At 60.6% G+C, this 21,327-nt stretch carries 11 protein-coding genes; 4 read left to right on the top strand and 7 right to left on the bottom strand.

The genetic code is table 11. The annotated features are described in order from the left end of the window. Positions 1-4 precede the first annotated feature (4 nt). The 3 genes from TERRO_RS06290 to TERRO_RS06280 form a co-directional block, all read right to left on the bottom strand. Complete coding sequence (locus TERRO_RS06290; RefSeq protein WP_014785157.1) at positions 5-1,810, bottom strand: amidase; 1,806 nt, start codon at positions 1,808-1,810, stop codon at positions 5-7. Positions 1,811-1,851: 41 nt separating this feature from the next. Next, the gene (locus TERRO_RS06285; RefSeq protein WP_014785156.1) at positions 1,852-3,327 is read right to left on the bottom strand and encodes a M28 family metallopeptidase; all 1,476 of its coding nucleotides are present in this window, start codon (positions 3,325-3,327) and stop codon (positions 1,852-1,854) included. Positions 3,328-3,430: 103 nt separating this feature from the next. Beyond that, positions 3,431-6,514, bottom strand: a complete 3,084-nt coding sequence (locus TERRO_RS06280) for a TonB-dependent receptor (protein ID WP_014785155.1) — start codon at positions 6,512-6,514, stop codon at positions 3,431-3,433. A 263-nt stretch (positions 6,515-6,777) separates the two neighbouring features. Here TERRO_RS06280 and TERRO_RS06275 point away from each other — a divergent pair, with 263 nt between their 5' ends. Further along, positions 6,778-8,952 (top strand): M20/M25/M40 family metallo-hydrolase, encoded by a 2,175-nt coding sequence (locus TERRO_RS06275; RefSeq protein WP_169315288.1) that lies wholly within the window; start codon positions 6,778-6,780, stop codon positions 8,950-8,952. Positions 8,953-9,008: 56 nt separating this feature from the next. After that, positions 9,009-9,725 (top strand): GntR family transcriptional regulator, encoded by a 717-nt coding sequence (locus TERRO_RS06270; protein ID WP_014785153.1) that lies wholly within the window; start codon positions 9,009-9,011, stop codon positions 9,723-9,725. 8 nt (positions 9,726-9,733) lie between these two features. On the opposite strand, the gene TERRO_RS06265 is transcribed toward TERRO_RS06270, so the two are convergent. Together TERRO_RS06265 and TERRO_RS06260 are read right to left on the bottom strand one after the other, a co-directional pair. After that, positions 9,734-10,816 (bottom strand): LacI family DNA-binding transcriptional regulator, encoded by a 1,083-nt coding sequence (locus tag TERRO_RS06265; RefSeq protein WP_014785152.1) that lies wholly within the window; start codon positions 10,814-10,816, stop codon positions 9,734-9,736. A 297-nt stretch (positions 10,817-11,113) separates the two neighbouring features. Continuing rightward, positions 11,114-13,840: a glycoside hydrolase family 3 C-terminal domain-containing protein gene (locus TERRO_RS06260; RefSeq protein WP_014785151.1), complete on the bottom strand. Its 2,727-nt coding sequence runs from the start codon at positions 13,838-13,840 to the stop codon at positions 11,114-11,116. Between the two features lie 276 nt (positions 13,841-14,116). On the opposite strand from TERRO_RS06260, the gene TERRO_RS06255 reads away from it, so the two are divergent. Both TERRO_RS06255 and TERRO_RS06250 read left to right on the top strand, forming a co-directional pair. Next, the gene (locus TERRO_RS06255; protein WP_041592481.1) at positions 14,117-15,874 is read left to right on the top strand and encodes a family 78 glycoside hydrolase catalytic domain; all 1,758 of its coding nucleotides are present in this window, start codon (positions 14,117-14,119) and stop codon (positions 15,872-15,874) included. A gap of 203 nt (positions 15,875-16,077) precedes the next feature. Continuing rightward, positions 16,078-17,520: a protein kinase family protein gene (locus TERRO_RS06250; RefSeq protein WP_014785150.1), complete on the top strand. Its 1,443-nt coding sequence runs from the start codon at positions 16,078-16,080 to the stop codon at positions 17,518-17,520. A gap of 55 nt (positions 17,521-17,575) precedes the next feature. On the opposite strand, the gene TERRO_RS06245 is transcribed toward TERRO_RS06250, so the two are convergent. Together TERRO_RS06245 and TERRO_RS06240 are read right to left on the bottom strand one after the other, a co-directional pair. After that, positions 17,576-18,709: an endo-1,4-beta-xylanase gene (locus tag TERRO_RS06245; protein ID WP_014785149.1), complete on the bottom strand. Its 1,134-nt coding sequence runs from the start codon at positions 18,707-18,709 to the stop codon at positions 17,576-17,578. A gap of 30 nt (positions 18,710-18,739) precedes the next feature. Continuing rightward, positions 18,740-20,797, bottom strand: a complete 2,058-nt coding sequence (locus TERRO_RS06240) for a winged helix-turn-helix domain-containing protein (protein WP_245536230.1) — start codon at positions 20,795-20,797, stop codon at positions 18,740-18,742. Positions 20,798-21,327 lie beyond the last annotated feature (530 nt).

The following is a 21,327-nucleotide window of genomic DNA, read 5'->3' as shown; positions in this document are numbered from 1 at the left end:
GCCTTTACAGCCGGGGACGTTCTCCCGAAACACCGAGCGCACCTTCCATGGCAATGCCCGCCTGCGCAATGGTTCCCTCATCGAACAGCTTGCCGATGAGCGTAACTCCATGCGGCACACGGCGCGGCGGGTTGAACTTCGGCAGCGGCCGCTTCGAATCCGGCGCCCAGTCACTCCGCGCCTCACCCACCGTCACAAATCCCGCGCGAAATGTAAGCGATGGATGTCCCGTGAAGTTCGTGATCGTGAGAATCTCATCGCGCAGCGAAGGAACGAGCAGCAGATCCACCTGCCCCATCACGCGCTCCATCTCCATCGCTACGCGGCGCCGCATACGGTCCGCCTGTACAAAGTCCACCGCAGAGAGAAAACGCGCCTGCCGGAATGAGTTCGGCCAAGCGTCCGGCACCTGCATCTTCAACTGATCATCCGCATTCGACAGCGTCAGTTCCTCAAAAGAAGCCGCGGCCTCCGCAAACAGGATCGTGTTCAGGCTGCCGTAAGGCCAGTCCGGCAGGCTGACCTCGACCGGCACCATCCCAAGTTGCTTTGCCACCTCCAGCGCATGCCGGTCGACATCCGTCGCAGGAGCCTCCGCCATCCACTTCGGAAAGTAACCAACGCGAAGCCCCTTCGCGCCGGCAGAAGCATCGAAGGGCATCGCCGCATCCACACTCGCAACATCGCCGGCATCAGCGCCAGCGATGGCCTGCAACACCATCATCGTGTCCTCAACCGAGCGAGTCATAGGGCCCAGCTTATCCAGCGACCATGCCAGCGCCATCGCACCGCTGCGCGGCACACGCCCATAGGTCGGTCGAAGCCCCGTAACGCCGCAACGCATCGACGGCGACGTGATCGACCCCTCCGTCTCGCTGCCGATTGCAAACCCCACCAGCCCCGCACCTACAGCAGCGCCAGGCCCTGCGCTGGATCCGGAGGCGCCTTCTTCCAGCAGCCACGGATTCATCGTCTGCCCGCCGAACCAAATGTCATTCAAGGCAAGCGCACCAAGCGACAACTTCGCAACCAGCACCGCACCGGCATCATTCAGCTTGCGAACGACGGCACCATCCGCCTTCGGTACGCGATTGCGAAACGGCTCCGCGCCATATGTCGTCGCAATACCAGCCGTGTCGAGCAGATCCTTTAGCCCGTAGGGGACGCCATGCAACACGCCGCGATACTTCCCTGCCGCAATCTCTGCATCGGCAGCACGCGCCTGCTGCAACGCATGCTCTTCTGTCAGCGTGATCACACAACGCAGTTGCGGATCGTAGCGCTTCAACCGCGCAAGGTAGATCTTCGTCAGCCGCTCCGAGCTGATTTGCTTCGACTGAATCCAGTGCGACAACGACGTCACCGGCGCAAATGCAATCGACTCATCATCCGCCAGCAGCTTGGTAGTCACGGTGCTGAAGATCTGCGCAGACTCTTTGCTCGAACCCGTCGAACGATGGCTATCTTTGCCCGACAGCACAGGATTCCACGTCGTGGCAGGAGCCAGCCCATCCTCCAGCGCCACCTTCCGAGGACCGGTGCGTCGTTCCAGCAGGGCCGCCATGCTGTTCTGCCAATTCCCCGCGGCCTCGGCGCGTTTGGCCGGGGTCATGGTGATCTGCATCAGCTTCTCGGCATGCGCAAAGTCCTCCGGCGTCACCTTCGGACCAACAGCAGGCGCCGTCCCGAACGCCGGCGGAGCACCCGCAGTCGGAGGTGCCTGCGGTGCCGGTGTCTGTGCACCAGCAGCGACGGCCAGGGCCGCAGAAGCGCTCTGCACAAGAAAGGCACGACGACTATGAAACTCCATGGCGAACTCCCTTGCTCTCGCTACTTACTTGAAACGAACGGCTACCGCCCGGGAACCGGCGCAACAGCCTGGCTGCAGAAGGATCCTGCGCACGCACGCACGCCGAAGAAGACGTTGTCCTTCGACACCGGCAGCCGGACAGAGTTCGGCGCGGTACCCGGAAACTTCGCTGCATCCACGCTGTACTGCCAGTCCGTCGCGCTCGTCTCGCGCCATACGATCTGGTAGCTCGGCGTAGCAGCAGCGCTTACCGGCGGCTCCCAGGTCAGGATCGTGTCGTTATCAAGATTCGACGTGACCACCCGCACATTCTGCGGAATACCAGGCGACTTCGCCAGCGTGCCCAGCACCGCCATGTTCAAACGAGCGACCTGCCCAATGTAGTTGAAGTCATCGAACTTCAGCAGGTCGCCGTACTCTTTACCGTTCTCTGTGCGCACGTGCTGATGCTGATGATCGAAGTTCTCACGCCACTCCGTGAAGCGAACGGCCGCAAAGCCCTGCTCGCTGAACGACCGATGGTCGCCGCCGCGGAGGAAGCGGTCCAGGCGCAACTCCATTGACGTGCGCAAAGGCTTCGGTGCGGCCGTAGCAAGATACGTGCGGTCCACATCCATCACCTCGCGAGCCAGTTGCCGCGACGGTGTCTCGTTCTCCGCACCGATGTTGAGTGCAGCGCGAATCTGTTCAATCGGCGCAGACGGCAGCAGGCCCTGCGAGAACACGCGGATACGTGTCTTGCTCTGCAACGTATCGCCCGGCGTAGTGTCTCCGCCAACGATGTCGTTGTTCAAAACGCCCTCAAGCTGCCAGCCTTTTTCCTTCGCCAGCTTTGCAAGATGTCCGGATCCGTTCAGACCCTGCTCTTCACCTGCAACGGTCACGAAGACGATCGTCGCCGGGAACTTGTACTTACTCAGGATGCGAGCAGCCTCCATCGAAACCGCAGTACCGCTCGAGTCATCGTTCGCTCCCGGCGCTGGATCGTGCGTATTCATCACGTCGGTCTCGCGCGTGTCGTAGTGACCGGTGACCAGGTACATTCGCTTGCTCGCAACAGGGTCCGTGCCCTTGAGGATGGCGTAGACATTACGCAGCGGCGTCGGCTTGATGATGCGTGGCTTGCTATTGTTGAAGCCCGCCTGCGGCTGCTCGATGAACTCGTCGTACTGCACCTGCAGACATCCGCCGCAGTCCTTGCTGTAGGACTCGAACTGCGACTTGATCCACTCCGCCGCAGCCAGCACACCCGTGCCCGGCTTCAGGTCCGTGTCCGTGGACGAAATGGTCGTGCGATTGTTGAAGTCCACCAGGTGCGAGATGTTTGCCTTGATGCGATCCACCGAGACCTGCTTCAATGCCGCACTGATCTCAGGATCCGCGGGTGCCTTCGCGATCGGTGCGCCCACTGCAGTGAAGTCGATCTTTTCGCTGACGCCGGCCTTCTGCGCCGACAGGCTGAAGCTAGCTGTGGACAAAGCAACTGCTGCGATTACAGCGGAACGAACGAGTTTCATCACCACTCCGAATTAGCGCATGAGCGCAAATGTTCTATGAGAATCGTGCGGCGCTCCCGTAGGAGCGCCGCAGTCTTGGTCCAACGGACAACGGTGACGCAATTTAGAAGATGATCTTACCGATGATCTGCAGCTGACGCGAAGATCCAGAATCACCCGTTGGGAAACGCGTTGAGGTAATCAGGCCGAAGCTGGCAGAGTTTGCCGAAGTAACCGGGTTGCCGAAGTTCGGGTGGTTGAAGATGTCGAATGCATCGGCACGCACCTGGAACTTCACACCCTCCACGATGGTCGTGTTCTTCTCGATCGAGAAGTCGACATCGCTGAATCCGGGCCCGACCAGGGAATTGCGGCTCAGATTACCAAAGCCGGTGGTCGGGATCTGGAAGGTGCAGCCGGCCGTCGCAGCGCCGGTGCAGGTGGCCGCATTGAACCACTGTACCGATCCAGCGCTCGCCTTGGTCTTCACATAGTCCACCGGGCGAAGCAGGTTGGGATGCAGAACACCAGACGTACCGGTGAACGTCGACGTGGTGGTCACGTTCAACGGATTACCTGACTGCCACTGCGCGATGCCAGAGAGCTGCCAACCTTCGACTAGGCGGTTGCCCTTGAACGGCAGCATGTAGATCGCAGTCAAGGCGACGCGATGGCGTGTGTCAAAGTCAGACGGACCATAGTTCAGATAGGGCCGCGTCGCATCCTGGTATGCCGTCCCCGACAACGAACCCAGATCAAGCGACTTCGCCAGGCTGTAGTTGAAGTTGAAGTTCAGACCGTTGTGGAATGCCTTGCGCAGCGTGAACCACATCGCGTTGTAGTTGGACTGACCGAGGCTCGCCACCTGGTTGATGTTGACGGCAATCGCTGCGCCGGGACGAATCGGGCTGGAGAGCGAAAGAGTATTGAACGGCCGCACGCCCGCTGCGTTGGGCTGATTGATATTGAGCGGCTGGCGCAGGTGACGTCCCACCGAACCGTAGTAACCGACGGACGTTACAACGCCAAAGGGCAGTTCCTGCTGCAGGTTCAGATTGAACGTCTGCGTGTAAGCATTCTTGAAGTCACGCGAGATAGCCGAGATAGAAATGCCCGCAGCCGCAGCACGCGTATACAGACTCTCCACCGGGATCGACGGCGTCGCAGTTGAGTTGGTGAACGTTGCGCTGTTCCGGAAGGGAGGGTTGCTGTTCAGACCGCTCACCGCATTGGTTGTGGGCTGATCCGCCATGTAGCCGTATGCACCACGGATCACCGTCTTACCACGGCCCATGACGTCGTAAGCGAAGCCGACGCGCGGCTCGAAGTTATGGTTTTGCTTATAAGGGCTGTTGCCATAGCCATTGGTTCCCACCTGCACCAGCGAGGTGGTCGCCACGTCAAAGTTGACCAGGCGATTCTTACCCTCTACCGGTGAGCCGTTCCACTCGTACCGGAAACCCAGCTCTGCCGTAAGGTTGGGCGTCATCTTCCATGAGTCCTGAACGAAGCCGCCTACAGCATTTACGTAGATGCGGTTGGAAATCGTGTTCGGCGTGATGTTGAACGACGTCGCCTGTCCCGCCTGAAAGTTCGCGACGGTGTTGAAGCCCAGCGTGCCCGTATCACCCGAGAAGTTCGCATTCAGGAACCGGCGGAACTCTCCGCCGATGCGCAGCGAGTGCCGCCCGACCGTGTAGCTGGCCGTATCCGAGAAGATGCCGAACGTGTCAAAACGACCCTGGGGGAAGCCCGAGGGACCGCCGAAGTTGAGAGACGTCTGCGTGATCGTGATCTGCGGAATACCAACGTTTCCGGTGGTGCCGGTTCCCAGGCCCAGCGATGTCGGATCGGTGTTGACCTGCGGCGTGAACTGGATCGCAATACGGTTGAAACCGATACGAGCCTCATTCACAAATCGCGGCGAGAAGACATGAGTTTCATTCAGCGTAAAGATCTGCCGGGTTGCCGAGCGCTGATCGCCGAATCCGGGAACCGTGTTGCCCTGCAAGGTCGGCTCGGTGCGGAGGTCCTTCTGGATCGCATAGAAGCCGTGCACGCTGTCCGACGGACTGAAGGTGTGCGAGATGTCGACGGTGCCCTGGTCCGTATTCACCGGACCAGGCGCGGTGCCCACGAAGCGTGTGAGCTGACCATTTGCATCCAGCGGGCCAGAGTTGGCCAGCGGAATCAAGGCAAGCAGATTGCGCGTTGTTGCATTCGTGACGCCGGCACGCTGCGACGTGGTCAGAACGCCGCTGCTCACGGGAAGTGCCTGCTTCTGGCGCAATCCTTCGTAGCTGAGGAAGAAGAACGTGTGATCCTTCCAGATCGGCCCACCCAGCGCAGCGCCGAAATTGTGGCGCTTGAACGCCGCCATCTGCGTGCCACGAGCCTGGAAGTAATTGCGCGCGTCCAGTGCCTCGTTGCGGATGTAATCGAACACCTCGCCGTGGAAGGCGTTGGAGCCAGAGCGCGTGCTGACATTCACGATCGAACCCGACGACCGGCCATACTCCGCGGAGAATGTCTGGTTGTTGATCTTGAACTCAGAGGTCGTGTTGATCGACGGCTGGAACGTGATCTGGTTCTGCACCATGTCGTTCAGGTTCACGCCGTTGATCTGGAAGTTAACGGAGTCCTCACGGTTGCCGGCCGTCACAAACGAGTTCGCGCCGAGACCACGGCTGGGAGCCGTCAAGCTGCCGGTGGCCGGTGCAACAACACCGCCCGGTGTGAGCACAGTCAGGTCGAGGAAGTGGCGGCCGTTCAACGGGACTTCCTGCACGGTCTGGCGGTCAATGACTTGGCCGACTGTGATCGACTCGGCGTCGATAAGCGGAGCCGCACTCTCTACCTGAACCGTATCGCCAGCCGATGCCAGTGACAAGGGAATATCAAGGCTCGGATGTGCATCCACAAGCAGTGTCATGCGAGGCACCGTGTAGTTACCGAAACCGCTCGCCGTGACCCGCACCGAGTAGTCGCCAGGCGGCAGTGAGGGCGCGACATACTGACCCGCACTGTCGCTCGTGACCGCGCGCTCCGCACCGGTACCAAGATTCTTAATCACGACCTGCGCGCCGGGGAGGACTGCGCCTGAGGGATCCTTGACCGTTCCTGTGAGAGTCGCGGTCGACTGGGCAAAGACAATCGCCGGCGCGATCGACAGAGCTGCGAGAGCGAGAAAGGAATTGCGCTTATTCATACTGCCTCCTGAATTCGCCACGTGGTCTGCGGATCCGTGCCCGCTGAGATCTCCATGGCGTTGGTGCCCTGCCCGTTCGCTGCGGACAGCAATGCTTGCGACTTCGTGGACGTCAGCCCGAAACATCAGTGAACGCGGCGTTTAGGCCTCGAAGACAGCTGCGGAACAAATGTCGGCGGTCGTGATTACTACAAAGGTGTGAATGCTGCGTAATATATCAGATACCAATCAGCAAATCAGACTATTACCCAATGGGTGCCCTAATGCGTGCTTTCTCTTCCTTGATCGCTCCGCTCCTGATCCTTGGAGCTGCCACTGCCGGAGCGCAATCGCACTCGGCTGCTGATGACCTCGCATGGCTGACGAACACGCCTGCCGTCTCCGGCTACGAGTCCGCACTCTCCGCGCGTATCGCAGAGGCGCTCAAAGACATGCACCCCCAGCGCGATGCCATGGGCAATGTCTCCGTTACCTTCGGCAGCGGATCGCCCCGCCGGCTGATTGCCGCGCCCATCGACGAGCCCGGCTACGTCGTCAGCCACATCGAGCCTGACGGCTACCTGCGCGTGCAGCGCCTGCCACAGGCCGGCCTCCCGTCGCACTACAACGAAATGCAGAACGCGCAGCAGATGTTGATCACTACGCGCACCGGTAACGCGCTGCCTGCCGTCGTTGCCGCGCTGTCGATCCACCTGACACCAGGCCGCGCCAACGTCCCTGATCCGGACGACATCGACAATCTGTACATCGACATGGGTGCGAAGACCGCGGCCGGTGTCCTCAGCAGCGGCGTCGACGTGCTCAGCCCGCTGGCTGCCGATCGCTCCATGACGCGCGTCGGTCAACATGCCTTCGCAGGTACTGCCATTGGCGACCGCTTTGGAGCCGCATTATTGCTGCAACTGGCGCGAGCTCTCGCAGCCAGGCCCGGCACCGGCACCACCACCATCGCCTTTGTCACGCAGCAATACAGCGGCTCCCGCGGCCTCACTCGCATGCTGCAGGTCACGCAACCCGAGGAGCTCATCTACATCGGCCGCGGACGCACAGACGCTCGCACGGCCGCTTCAACAACGGCGATAAGCATGGGCTCGGGCCCGCTCAGCTTCACCAATGATGCCGCCGCCTCCACGCAATGGTTCGGCGATACATCCCTTGCGCACGCTTCAGCCGCTGCCTTCCTCATCAAGGGTTACGGTCCCGCCTTCGCATTGCCCGCACACACACTGCACCTTGGTCTCCCGCTGAAGTACCCGCTGACCGCGGGCGAGATGCTGGACAACCGCGATCTGCAGGCACTGCAGCAGAAGCTCTTCCACTTCGTCGGGGTTTCCGCGCCTACCAACACGTTTGGCGCCGTCACTGCGACCGCGTATCCGCCGGCATCGCCAAAGCCAACAACCAGGCCTGACATCAACGCCGTACTGAAGACCATGACGGAGAGCTACGGCGTCAGCGAACAGGAAAAGATGCCGCGCGAAGCCGTGGAACGCCTGCTGCCGCCATGGGTCAAAGCTGAAACAGACGCCGCCGGCAACCTGACCGTGCGCTTCGGTAAGGGTGAGAAACCCGCCGCACTCTTCATGGCGCACACCGACGAACTAGGCTTCCGCATCAAGAGCATCAACGCCGACGGCACACTCGAACTCGACAACAAGGGCGGAGGATCGCCCGCATTCTTCTGGGGACATCCGGCACTCGTCCACACAAGCGCCGGCATGCTGGGCGCAGTCGTCACGCTGCCCGATGACTTCGACTCCGCGAAGTTCCACTTCCCCGCCGACTTCCGCGCGGCCGCGAAACTCAACGTCGGTGCAGCAACCGCTGCCGAGGCTAGCGCACTCGGCATCAAGGCAGGCGACTTCGTCACCATTCCCAAGCGCCTCCGCACCCTCCGCGATGGTCGCGTCTCCGTCCGTAGCCTCGACGATCGTGTCGGCTGCACCGCAATGATCGAAGCCGTATGGGCGCTCGGAAAAGACTTCAACCGCGACGTGACCTTTGTCTGGTCCACGCAGGAAGAGCTTGGTCTGCTCGGCGCAACCGCCTTCGCCGAAGCCGCCAACGCAAAGCACCAGGTCCCCGAAACCGTCTTCGCCATCGACACGTTCGTCTCGTCCGACACACCGCTCGAATCGCACCGCTTCGCCGACGGCAAACTCGGCGAAGGCTTCGTCATCCGCGCCATCGACAACTCGAACATCGTCCCGTGGAGCGCCGTCCAGCGCGTGCAAGCACTCGCCGCGAAGCACAATATCCCCGTGCAGTACGGTGTCACCGGCGGTGGCAACGACGGCGCAGCCTTCGCCCGCTATGGCGCAACCGACGTCGCCCTAAGCTGGCCACTGCGCTATGCACACTCGCCGGCTGAGGTCGTCGACATGCGCGACGTCAACGCCCTCACCGACATCGTCACGGCACTCGCGAAAGACTGGTAATTGTCGGCGGACGACTACCTCCGTACTATGGGGCGTCACGCAAAAGAAAGACTCGAATGTCATCTCTGAAGAAACTGCAGACATCTTTAAGCCTCACGGAACAGGCCCATAAGAGCATCCGGCGCTACATTCTCGCAGAGAATCCTGGCGCCGATGTTCGCCTGACCGAGACGTTCTTCGCAGAGCAACTGGGTATCAGCAAGTCCCCCGTCCGCGAGGCGCTCAACACGTTACAGAGCGAAGGCCTCCTTCGCATCGAACCCCGCCGTGGCGCCTATGTCCACCAGTTCTCCGGCAAGGAGATCTCCGACCTTTACAACCTGCGCGAAGCACTCGAAACCTTCGCCGCAGCCATCGTCCCCATTACGCCAAAGCTCATCACAGAGCTACGTACCAGCGTCGCCCGCACCGAGCAGCTGCTGCGCTCCCGCAAGAAGGCCGACTACATCGAAGAGGACATCTTCTTCCACAGCATGATCGTCCGCTCCACCGGCAATGAGGAGCTTGCGCGCGTCCACAGCAACCTGCAGGACAAGCTATGGCTTTGTCGATGCCAGACGTATCAACTCACGTCCTCTGACACACCCTCCGCCCACCGCAACATCACCGAAGCCATCACATCCGGAGATCGCGCGTTGGCCCAGCAGATGACCAGCTCTCACATTCAATTCGTTCGAAGCGCGCTGCTTGGAGCATGGGAACGCGCGCGTCGCAACGACGAAACCGCACTCATCGCACCCCACGCAGCAGGCGAACCAACCTTACAAGCTTGACGCTGCACCTAGAGCAGCGCCACCTTCGACGGCCCGGCAGTCGACTCCCGCACCACAATGCGCGCAGCCAGCATCGGCTCCGGCAGCAGATCGTCGCCATCGATGTAAGCAAACAGCGTCTGCAGCACGCTCTTTGCCAGGTCCTCTCGCGGAGTCGCAACAGACGTCAGGGGCGGATGCAGGAAACGGCACAGATAGGTGTCATCAAACCCGACGACCGACACATCCTGCGGAATCGCCTTCCCTGCGGCCTGTAGACCACGCAAGACGCCCAGCGCCACCAGGTCATTGATGGCAACCACTGCCGTGAAATGATACTGCTGCTTCAACGCCATCTCTACCGCGCGCAGCCCGGCGGCAGCAGGCTCGCCAGGTTCGTCGATGATGTGCACGTCAGTCTCACGCGAGTTGAACTCTCGCAGCGCTTCCTCAAAGCCGATCTGCCGTTCCATGTGCGAATGCATGGGTGGCACAGCTGCATCCTGCTGTGAATTCTTTACCAGCAGTATCTGCCGATGACCAAGCTGCAACAGATGCTGCACCGCCAGATACATGCCGTGGCGCTTGTCCACGCGAACCGTGCCAATGTGCTGCGCGGAGTGATCGTTGTCCAGGTAGACGGTCGGCGTACCGCTCGCCTTCAAGATGAAGAAGGCCTCCGGATCATTCTCCGAAGTCATCATCGCAATGCCTGCGACCCGCAGTGAAAGCATCTGCCGAACCGCGGCGCACTGCTGCTCCGGATGAAAGTTCGTTGATGTCAGAAAGGTCTCGTAGCCATGCTGTCGTGCCTGGTTATCGAGCGCGCGTGCAATCTCCGCAAAGAACGGATTCATCAGGTCGCTGACGATGATGCCGATGATCTTGGTGCGGCGCCGCGCCAGGTTGCTTGCAAACAGGTTCGGCGTATAGCCAAGCTGTGCAATCACCTCCAGCACACGTTGACGCGTCTCCGGCCGAACGTTTTCCTTATCGTTCAGTACGCCGGACACCGTGCTGAGCGACACCTGCGCAAGCCGCGCGACATCCTGAATCTTGATGCGTTCGGACTGTTTGCCCTTAGGGGCTTGCCGGTTTGGGGTGGAAGCCACCGTTACTATCTCCTGAAGATCAAAACTAGCTGGAACCGATTACGTTTTCGCGATCACGCAACATGAATCCGATAGGCTTCGCGATCCACGCAAGGATACAGGGAATATTCGTCATGCAGGAGCGGCTCTTTGTGTGCAGACAATGCGTTTTGTGCCACATTTTGAGACGATTCAGTGCGATGATTGGCAGCTTTCTGCAGATTGCGTTTCTGGAAGGGCAATCTGCACTGTCGAGACTGCGAAGAGCGGGCTTACCTTTGGCTTGCCCGCTCTTCCATAAGCGCTTTTCGTTGTGGTTTAGTGCGGCAGTGGCTGAGTGCCCTGGATGGTGAAGCCGGCTGTCTGGGCTGTTGCCGTTGCCCTTGGATCTTTGGGTTGTGCGCCACCGATGGCGATGGCGTAGGTACCGGGCTGGATGGCTCGGGTTCCCTTTGCGTCGACTTCGGAGAGCTGGCGTGGGGTAAGGGTGAAGGTGAGCTTTCGGCTTTCGCCGGGCTTGAGCATGACGCGCTGGAAGCCTTCCAACTGCTGCTTGGGCGACAGGCCTGCGTTGCCTTCGGCTGGTGGCAGAAGGTAGAGCTCGGCTACCTCTTCGCCTGCTACCTTGCCTGTGTTCTTGACTGTCACTTCAGCGGTGAGGGTGTCGCCTGCGTTGAGCTTTGCCTTGGCGAGTTTCAGGCCGGAGTAGGCGAACTTTGTGTAGCTGAGACCGAAGCCGAAGCCGTAAAGCGGTGCGCCCTTGAAGTAGCGGTAGGTGCGGTTCTGCATGGAGTAGTCTTCGAAGCCGGGCAGGTCGCTTTCGGACTTGTAGAAGGTGATGGGCAGGCGGCCGCTGGGATTGTTGCGGCCTACGAGAGTGTCGGCGAGTGCGGTGCTGCCGGCTTCGCCGGGGTACCAGGATTCGAGAATGGCGTTGGCCTTCTCGTCGGCGAGGTTGATGGCGAGTGCGGAGCCATTGAGCAGGACGACGATGGTGGGTTTGCCGGTTGCGATGAGGCCCTGCAGGAGTGCCTGCTGCGATGCGGGCAGGCTAATGTCGGTGCGGTCGCCGCCGACGAAGCCGGGGAGCTTGACCGGCATCTCTTCGCCTTCGAGGTCGGGCGAGAGGCCGAGCATGGCTACGACAAGGTCGGACTTGTTGGCGGCTTCGAGCGCTTCGGGCAGCAGCGTTGCGGGTGTGGGCGTCCACTCAAGACGAATGCCCGATCCCTGGCTTGCGGAGTCGCGAAGGAAGTCGACCTGAATGGTGTGGGACTGTTTGTTGTCGGCGAAGTTCACGCTGAAGGCGCCTGGGCGTTCGGTGTTGCCTGTCTCCGGCAAGCCTGTGGTGCCATTTATACGAACGGGTGTATTGGGTGTTGCCGGTGCGACGGTCCGCGAGACCGTAACTTCCTTGCCGTCGATCAGCACCTTATAGTGCTGCGATGTGTTGCAGCCGCGGCAGCGGCCGGTGCGAAGCAGGAACTGGTAGGTACCTGCGACTGGCGCCGTCAGTGTGCCGGTCCAACGGACTGCGAAGGCGCTGTCGGGCGCGTTGGTGAGCGGGCTGACGCCGCTCCAATCAAAGTTAAGTTCCGGATCGACGCGTGTGGTCACGGGTGTGCCGTTGAAGTTGGCTGCGCCGAAGTACTCGGCCTTGAGGCCTTGTTCCTGCGAACCGTTTGCCGGGTGAAGCATGGTGCGTGAGACCGGCATGGGGAAGCCTTCAACGTAAGGTGCTCCCGGTGCATAGACGACGTTGGTTCCTGAGAGTGCGGAGCGCAGCGCGTCGACCGGCATCCTGGGATCGTGCGCCATGCCGTTGTAGTTCCCTTCGAGCGACGACAGGGACGCACCGTTTGGTCCGATGACTGCGATGGTCTTGTACTTACCGGCCTTGAGCGGGAGGATGCCGTCGTTCTTGAGCAGCACCATGGACTCCTCTGCGGCGCGCTTTGCGACGGCTGCATTGGCCGGCGAGTTTACTTGGCTGAACGGGATCTGAGCGTACGGGACCGAGCCTGCTGGATCGAAGAGACCGAGGCGTACGCGTGCTTCGAAGAGGCGGCGGAGGCTGACATCGATGTCCGACTCCTTGATGAGGCCCGACTTCACGGCGTCGCCGAGCTTGCGGTAGGTGGAGCCACAGTTGGTGTCGGTACCAGCGAGGAGAGCGGCCTTGTCGGCGTGTTCCGCGTCGGGTTCGGTCTGGTGCGTGTTGGGGCGGAAGAAGTCGTCGATTGCTCCGCAGTCGGAGGTGACGAAGCCCTGAAACTTCCAGTCGTTGCGGAGGATATCGACGAGCAGCAGTTTGCTGCCGCATGCGGGCTGGCCGTCGATGCGGTTGTAGGCGCACATGATGGAGTCCGCCTTGGCGTCGACGATGGCTGCGCGGAACTGCGGCAGGTAGGTGTCCCACAAGTCATGCGGTGTGGGCTCTACGTCGAACTTGTGGCGACCTTCTTCCGGGCCGGAGTGTACGGCGAAGTGTTTGGGTGTGGCGATGACCTTGTAGAACTTTGGATCGGTTCCCTGCAGACCTTCGATGAAGTTGACGCCGAGCTGGGTGGTGAGGTGGGGGTCTTCGCCGTATGTCTCCTGACCCCGGCCCCAGCGAGGATCGCGGAAGATGTTGATGTTTGGCGACCAGAAGGTGAGGCCGAAGTAGATGTCGTGGTTGTTGCGGCGGAGCGCTTCGTTGTTCTTGGCGCGTGCTTCGGTCGCGATGACGTCACCGATCTGCTTGAGGAGTGGCGCGTCCCACGTGGCGGCCATGCCGATGGCCTGGGGGAACATGGTGGCGTATCCGGAGCGGGCGACGCCGTGCAGACCTTCATTCCAGTAGTCGTAGGCGGGTACGTTGAGCCGTGGGATCGCGGCGGCTCCGTTGACCATCTGCAGTGACTTTTCTTCGAGCGTCATACGACCGACTAGGTCTGCCGCGCGCTGTTGCGGCGTGAGCGCTGGATTGAGATAGGCAGGCTGGTTTTGCGCAGCGGCTGCGAGTACAACGGTGGACAGACATACAGAGGCGAGGATGCGCAAAGAAGACTCCGATGATTTCGTTCAGGCCTGAAACTAAATGGGACGGCTGACGCCCAGCCTATAACGAGGGTGCCAGATTATGTTGGGTGTGCGGTGGCGGTCAAGCATCTTCGGGCGCTGCCTGGCCGGTACTCGTCGGGCGTTGTGGAATAGTGCAGCATACAAAGTTAATGCTTGAGCGGGATGCGCACCAAGCGCCAGGTCAGTGTGCTTCACTGAATGTGGATCGGGTCGCCTGCGGCACGATACCCAGTAGAAAGCACGGTTGCCAACGCGATGCGTTCCTTGATCTTCGGTTCCCTTTTGATGGTGGCATCCGCGGGCTTTGCCGTGGCGCAGGATGCAGCGCCGACACACCTGGTGGAACAGGCGCCGGTGTCGATCCGCGAAGCTGCCCCGGGCGTGTACCTGGTGGACTTTGGCCGGGCTGCCTTTGGCAATCTTTCGCTGACGCCTGCAGGCGGAGGCAAGAGCGGGCCGGTTACCGTTCGATTTGGCGAGGCGTTGAAGGACGGCCGCGTGGATACGAAGCCGCCGGGAACGGTGCGATTTGCCGAGGTGAAGGTTACGCCAAGCGGTAGTGCGGCCATGACGATTGCACCGCCGGTGGATGCGCGGAATACGAAGGCGCCGGCCGTGTTGACGCCGGCTGCTTATGGAACGCTGATGCCCTTTCGCTGGGTGGAGGTGGAGGGCTGGCCGGGAGCATTGCGGGCGAGCCAGATCCGGCGGCGCGCGAGCTTCGACAGTACGTGGGTGGACGGCGCAGCAAGCTTCCAGTCGTCAGACGCGATGCTGGATAAGATATGGGATCTGTCGCACTACACCATCAAGGCGACTACGTTTGCCGGGGTGCTGGTGGATGGCGATCGCGAGCGGCTGGCGTATGAGGCGGATGCCTACCTTAATCAGTTGGGCTACTACGCGGGGGATGCGGATCCGCGGATGGTTCGCGTGACGTTTGATCGGCTGCTGAAGTATCCGACGTGGCCTTCCGAGTGGGCTCCGCATGTGGTGTTTATTGCTTATGCGGACTGGATGCAAACCGGCGACAAGGTTTGGCTGGCCGCACACTACGAGGCGCTGAAGTCGAAGCTGTTGCAGGATCGTGTGGGGCCGGATGGGCTGGTGACGAGTAACGCCGAGAACATTCGTATGGGCGACATTGTGGACTGGCCCGTTGCCGAGCGCGATGGCTATGTCTTTACTGGTGTGAATACGGTGGTGAATGCGTTTCGCCTGCGGGCTTTGGACGAGATGGCTGTGTTGGCTGCGGCAGTGGGCAAGGACGACGAGGCCGCGGGCTACGCCACACAGGCGCGGACGGCAAAGTCTGCTTTTCAGGCGAAGCTGTTCGATCCGGCGCGTGGGCTGTACCGCGATGGTGTGGGAACGGATCATGCTTCGCTGCATGCGAACCTGTTTCCGCTGGCGTTTGGGCTGGTGCCGGTGGAGGCGCGGCCGAAGGTTGCGCAGTGGCTGGCAGGCAGGGGTATGGCGGCGTCAGTCTATGCGGCGCAGTACCTGCTGGAGGGCCTGTTTGAGAATGGCGAAGATGCAGCCGCGCTAGGGCTGATGACCGCGCCGGGCGACCGTAGCTGGAAGCACATGGTGGAGAGCGGGACCACGATGACTTGGGAGGCGTGGGATCAGCACTATAAGCCGAACCAGGATTGGAACCATGCGTGGGGTGCCGCGCCGGCGAATCTGCTGCCGAGGTTTGTGCTTGGCGCGCAGCCGCTGACGCCAGGATGGAAGCGTGCCGTGATCCAGCCGCGTACGGGTGCGCTGACGAAGGCTGAGGGTCGTATGCCGACTCCGCTTGGCGAACTGTTTGTAAGTTGGAGCCGTGGGAAGAACTTTGAGCTAAAGCTTAAGGTGCCTGCCGGGATGACTGCGAAGGTTGAGCTGCCTGCGCGTGAGGGCTCGACCGGCGTGTGGGTTGATGGGAAGCGTGTGACGGCGCACCGCGACGGCGGATGGTGGGTTGTGGAAAAGGACGTATCGGGTGCCGTGCGGCTACAGGAACGCTAAGGACCATTCTTAGCATGGAATAGGTGCTGCGGGTAACTGCGTAGATGCCCCAAATCTTCTCTATTGACTGCCAATTATTAGCAGGATTTTCCTGAAGCCACAGGAGGATAATTAATAGGAGCGCTGAATACCCCACTGCGCGTTTGCCACTGCCAGGTGTGAAATTCCACCTGTCCCCGGCGACTCCACAAGGAAGAGACCCCATGCATCTGTGGACTGAATACGAAGGCAACACGCTGGCCGGCTATCCGCTTGGCCGGCTCTATCGTTCGGAGGGCCGCAGCGCCTTCTTTGTGACCACGAATGCGGAAGGTCAGCCAGCGATGCTGCGACTGACGGAAGCGCACTTCGATGAGCCGGAGCTGATCGCCCGCTGGCAGAAGGTTGCCGCTGTTTCGCACCCGAATCTGCAGACAATCGGCCACTTTGGGCGAACGGACTTCGACGGTGTTCCGCTGGCTTGCTGTTTGGTGGAGGCCACGGACGGTTCCCTGTCGGATGTGCTGCGAGAGCGCGTTCTTTCAGTTGCAGAGACGAAAGAAGTTGCCGAGGCGGTGGGCGGTGCAGTTGCTGCGCTGCACGCTGCCGGGCTGGTGCACGAGCACATCGATGCGACCAACGTCTTCGCTGTAGGCGAGACGGTAAAGCTGCGCAGTGACTGTGCGCGGGAGTGCGTTGGAGATTTCGAGGCGGATACACCGGAGGCTCGCGAGGCGCTGCGGCAGGCGGACGTTCGCGATATCGGCCTGCTGCTGCTGCGCTGCCTGACGGTGGATTGGCAGGGTACGGTGCCGATGCCGCTGCCGAGCCCGTTCGACAAGCTGGTTCCGAAGTTGCTGGATGGAAAGCTGAGTGCGGAAGAGCTGGTGGCGACACTGACTCCTCCGCCGATTCGTCCGCGGGCGGTGCCTGCTGCTCCGGTTGTGGCGGCAGGTGCTGGTGTTGCCTCGGTACCGGAAGTTGCCTTACCTTCCAGCGTGCCGCAGATGCGTGGCACCGGCGCGGTGCCTTCGTATGCGCAGGCCACGAGCACCCGTGAACCCGCGGTGGCGAAGCCTAGCACGGAAGATCCGTTCGACCTGGGACTTGGCAGTCTGCGGAATGAGCGCCTGGACGCCGGAACGGCCACGCAGCCTGCAGGCGTGCTGGGCCGGCTGAGGCCGATGAATGCCCGGCCTATCAGCAACAAGGCGTGGATTGCTTCCGGTGCTGCAGCGGCGATGCTGGGGCTGGTGCTTTGGAACACGGTTGGCGGTACGAAACACACGGCTACGGAGTCAGCCGCGGCAGCGAGCGTTCCGGAGAAGGTTGCGACCACTACCGCGCCGACGCAGACGGTGAAGCATGCGCCGAAGCCTTCTGCCGCTATTACCGAGGCGCAGCAGAATTCCCTCCTGTCTTCCGGTGTGAAGGCGGGCTGGCACGTGATCGCCTACACCTATAACTATGAGCAGCAGGCTCAGGCGAAGGCGGAGCAGCTGAAGCGGAAGTATGTAGCGTTGGAGCCACAGGTGTTTTCGCCGACTGGACATGCGCCTTACTTCGTTGCGCTGGGCGGGTCATCCGATGCGAGCCGGGCGATGGCACTTCGGAATCGTGCGCGGCAGGTTGGACTTCCCCGCGATACCTACGCACGTAACTTCTAACGCGAGGTTATAGGAGCCGCTGACGGGTAGTACTACCGTCAGCGGCTTTGTTGCGTCAGCGTGTGCCGTTTGTCTCGCGGAAGTTCTTCGCGTCATCGAGTACGGACGTGAAGGCGGGCTTGGACTTCATCTCCCGATCGAAGAGCAGCGGGTAGTTGGTGCGGCCTCGGGTTGGGAAGTTGTTGAGCCATGTGTTGGCGTCGCTGAGGCCCCAGAGTGTTACGCGTCCCATGGATTTGTGGTGCTGCAGGAAGACGTTGAAGAGTTCGGCGTAGCGACGCGCGAGTGCCTGCTGCTGCTCTTCCGGGAGGCCTGCGGTGTAGGGGTTTGCGGCTGCCGATCCTGCTGCGATCGTAGAGACGTCGGCTGAGTCCGAACGGGTGGTCCGGGGCAGGACGTCGACGTCGAGTTCGCTGATGTTGACGCGGATGCCGAGGGCGGCGAAGTCTTCGATGGTTTTAGCTTCCTTCTGCGCGCTGGGGCTGTCGATCTTGACGTGGCCCTGGAGACCAATGCCGGTGATGGGGACGCCGTCGGTTTTGAGTTTGCGGATGAGCGCGAGGGCGCCCCTGCGCTTGGCGTCGTTTTCGAGCGAGTAGTCGTTGTAGTAGAGCTCGGCGCTGGGATCGGCTTCGTGTGCGTACTGGAAGGCTTTCTCGATGAAGTCTTCGCCGATGATGCGGAACCAGGGCGACTGGCGCATGGTGCCGTCGTCATTGATGGCTTCGTTGACGACGTCCCAACCGCCGATGCGGCCTTTGTAGCGGCCGACGACGGTGCGGATGTGATCGTGCATGCGTTCGAGGAGTGCTTCGCGCGTGAGGGGTTTGCCTTCCGCGTCTTCGAAGACCCACTTGGGCACCTGGCTGTGCCAGATGAGGCAGTGGCCTACGATGAACATCCTGTTCTTCTCGCCGAAGGAGACGTAGTGGTCTGCGGGCGTGAAGTTGAAGGTGTCGAGACGCGGGTGGATGGATTCCCACTTGAGGGCGTTTTCAGGGCTGATGGTGTTGAACTGGGAGGCGATGATGGCCGCAGCGGTGGGGTCGCGTTCGTCGAACTGACGTTCATTGATGGCAACGCCGATTTTGAAGTAGGGCTTGTAGGCGTCCTTGAGTGTGGTGGGCGCCTTCCCTGTTTGGGCTGGCGCGATCAGGGCTGCGAGCGCGAGCGCTCCTAAGATTTTCACTTGGACTCCTGTGCGTGCATCTTTACTCTGCTACGGCAGCTCCACGGTCAGGTCGTAGACGTCTGAGCCGCCCTCAGAGTAGCCGAAAAGCAGGCGCCCTTCCGGCGATTGTTCGAGGATCTTTGACGCGTGGCCGTGGCGATAGCGATCGGGGAGCACCATCACGTCCGCGACGGCCCTGGTGTCGACGCTGTATCTCCTAATCAAGCGCTTCTTCTCGTCGTCGACGACAAAGTAGAGGATGTCGAGCTTCCGGTCCCAGGCAGGGGCGCGCACTTCGTCTGCCGTGTCGACCGTCTTCCAGCTCTGCGTCTGGGTATCGAAGATTCTGAGTTCCCGGCGATTGATCGCAACGGCGGCCAGATAGCGACCGTCCGGTGACCACTTGGCATTTGACAGGTCGGCGGACTGCGGCACAGGTTCCACCTTGCGACTCCCAAGGGAGAGGATGGAGATACCGGCAGGGGCCGAAAGCGACTCATTGACGCGGTCGAATGCGATCTTGTTGCCGGCCGGTGAATAGGAGAAGGCCGCGATATCCGTACCTTCATCGATGAATCTTTCTGGACTGCCCAGGACGGCTTCCATGCGAGCGATGATCCAGGCATCACCGTCATGCGCTCGCAGATAGATGAGTGAGCGATCATCTGCAGACCACTGCGGCGACCTTACTCGCACAAGCGGTCCCGATAGCCGGACCCTGTCGGTACCGTCCAGACGACTCTTCCAAAGGAAGCCTTCCGGATAAGTTGTATAGGCAACCCATTTGCCGTCGTGCGAGATGCTCATGGAATCGATCGACATGTCCTCGAGAAAGCTATCGAATGCTGCGTCCAGGCCCACGACATGATTGCGCATCTGGACGCCGATGGAATAGAGATGATGGCTGTCCGGAGCAATTACCGGCGACCGCCAGAAATCGACGGGACCATCGGCTAGATTCCAGGTCGGGTTCCCAAGGATACTGCCGACCCAACCTTCGCGCCGAACCCAGATGGAGGAGGACGCAGGTGCCTCAGAGAGATACACATAGTACCGTCCGTCAGGACTCCAGGAGCCGCAGCACACGTGATGTTCTTCCTGGGTTCCCGTGAAGAGCGTGGTCACTTTCCCAGTCGCGACGTCGACTTGGTGGAGGCTTCGCTTGTCCCCGTTCTCCTGCATGGTGTAGCGGAGGTATTTTCCGTTGGGAGACCAGGCGAGCCAGAGGGCCACACCTGCCAGATGCTCGACCAGAGCACGGGTCACTCCTGCCGCGTCCGCCACCAAGAGTTGACGTTCGCGTCCGTAGGCGACACGTTTCCCGTCGGGAGACCACACTGCCGAGTGTCCGTGGAGATAGCCGAAAGGCTGTGACGCCTCGCCTGCGAGGTTACTCGTAACAATCAGGCCATCCACACGGGAGTGCGAGAGTAACAACTCGTCCTTTGTCGGATGAACGCTTGATACCCAGCCGGTGCCAGTAGCGAGCGCGGAAGAAGTAAGGCTACCACCGACGGTCGGAACCTTAAGAACAAGAGCCTGATTGAGGCGCTGTCCGGTAAGGAATAACGTCTGATCTCGAACAAGAATCGGTGCGTCGGTCTCTCTGTGCGGTCCGCCGCCCCGAGTAACTTGGCGGGAAGCGACAAGATATGGGCGTGGAAGGTGAAGATGTCCTGAATGACGCGCGAGTGCGGCGGCGAGAATGATGATGCCCGCGCCCGACCAGGCGAGATTGCGCACCCATTTTCCGAACCCATGCGACTGCGGCAGTTCCGTGTCATACAGATCGTGATAGCTGGCTGCGTCTGAGATTCGCGGTAGAAGATCGGGCGCAAATGCTGCCTGGGGCTTGAGCGCGGACAACGCGATCCGATACCCCCGCTTGGGAACCGTCTCAATGTAGTCTTGACCGTCCGGCAATCTCCCTAACGCTCGACGCAATAAGAAGACTGTCTGCGTCAGGTTGTGTTCTTCCACGATTACATCGGGCCACACGGAATCAATAATTTCGTCACGACTAACGACCTCGCCGGCGGCTTCCAAGAGGATCGAGAGAATTTCCAGCTGCTTTCGCGGCAGGTCACATATGTCAAGCCCCCGCATGACAACCATTGGGGACTTCTCAAAGCTATATTCACCGAAGAACACGATCTCGTTTATTTCACGAGACTTAGCGGAACCGGCACCGAAATATTCGGAATCATTTCCCAATTTGAGGACTTCCGATCCTGGTGCACCTATCGTTGGATTCGTCTGACAGGTTCCTGAGTTTTTATGACCCATAGTGTTCCACCTACTGGAGTTTTTATGTCTGCTAACAGACGTTTCGCTTCATTTGCCAGTAACCCTTCGGGTTCCACGTTTGAGTCGCTTTATCGTCGACTTCTGATTTGGTTCCTTTATCTGCCTGCGATCGTAGCAACAGTCCTAGGTGCAGCTTTACTGTCCTTGTGCTGGCTTTCTCTTACGAGAACAAACCCTCCGATGTCACTGCTCCTAACCATGGGGTTACTTGATGCCTGCTGGGTCTTCTCGATCTCGGATGTCTGGCTACAGAACACGTACTACATTCTTCACCGAGAAGGCATGATGGCTGCAAGGGCTATGCCCGCTTTTCCCTAAACGACTGAGAG

Source organism: Terriglobus roseus DSM 18391 (genome assembly GCF_000265425.1).
Lineage (GTDB): Bacteria > Acidobacteriota > Terriglobia > Terriglobales > Acidobacteriaceae > Terriglobus > Terriglobus roseus.
The sequence above is the reverse complement of the archived record's forward strand: the minus strand, read 5'-3'. Positions and strand labels throughout refer to the sequence as shown.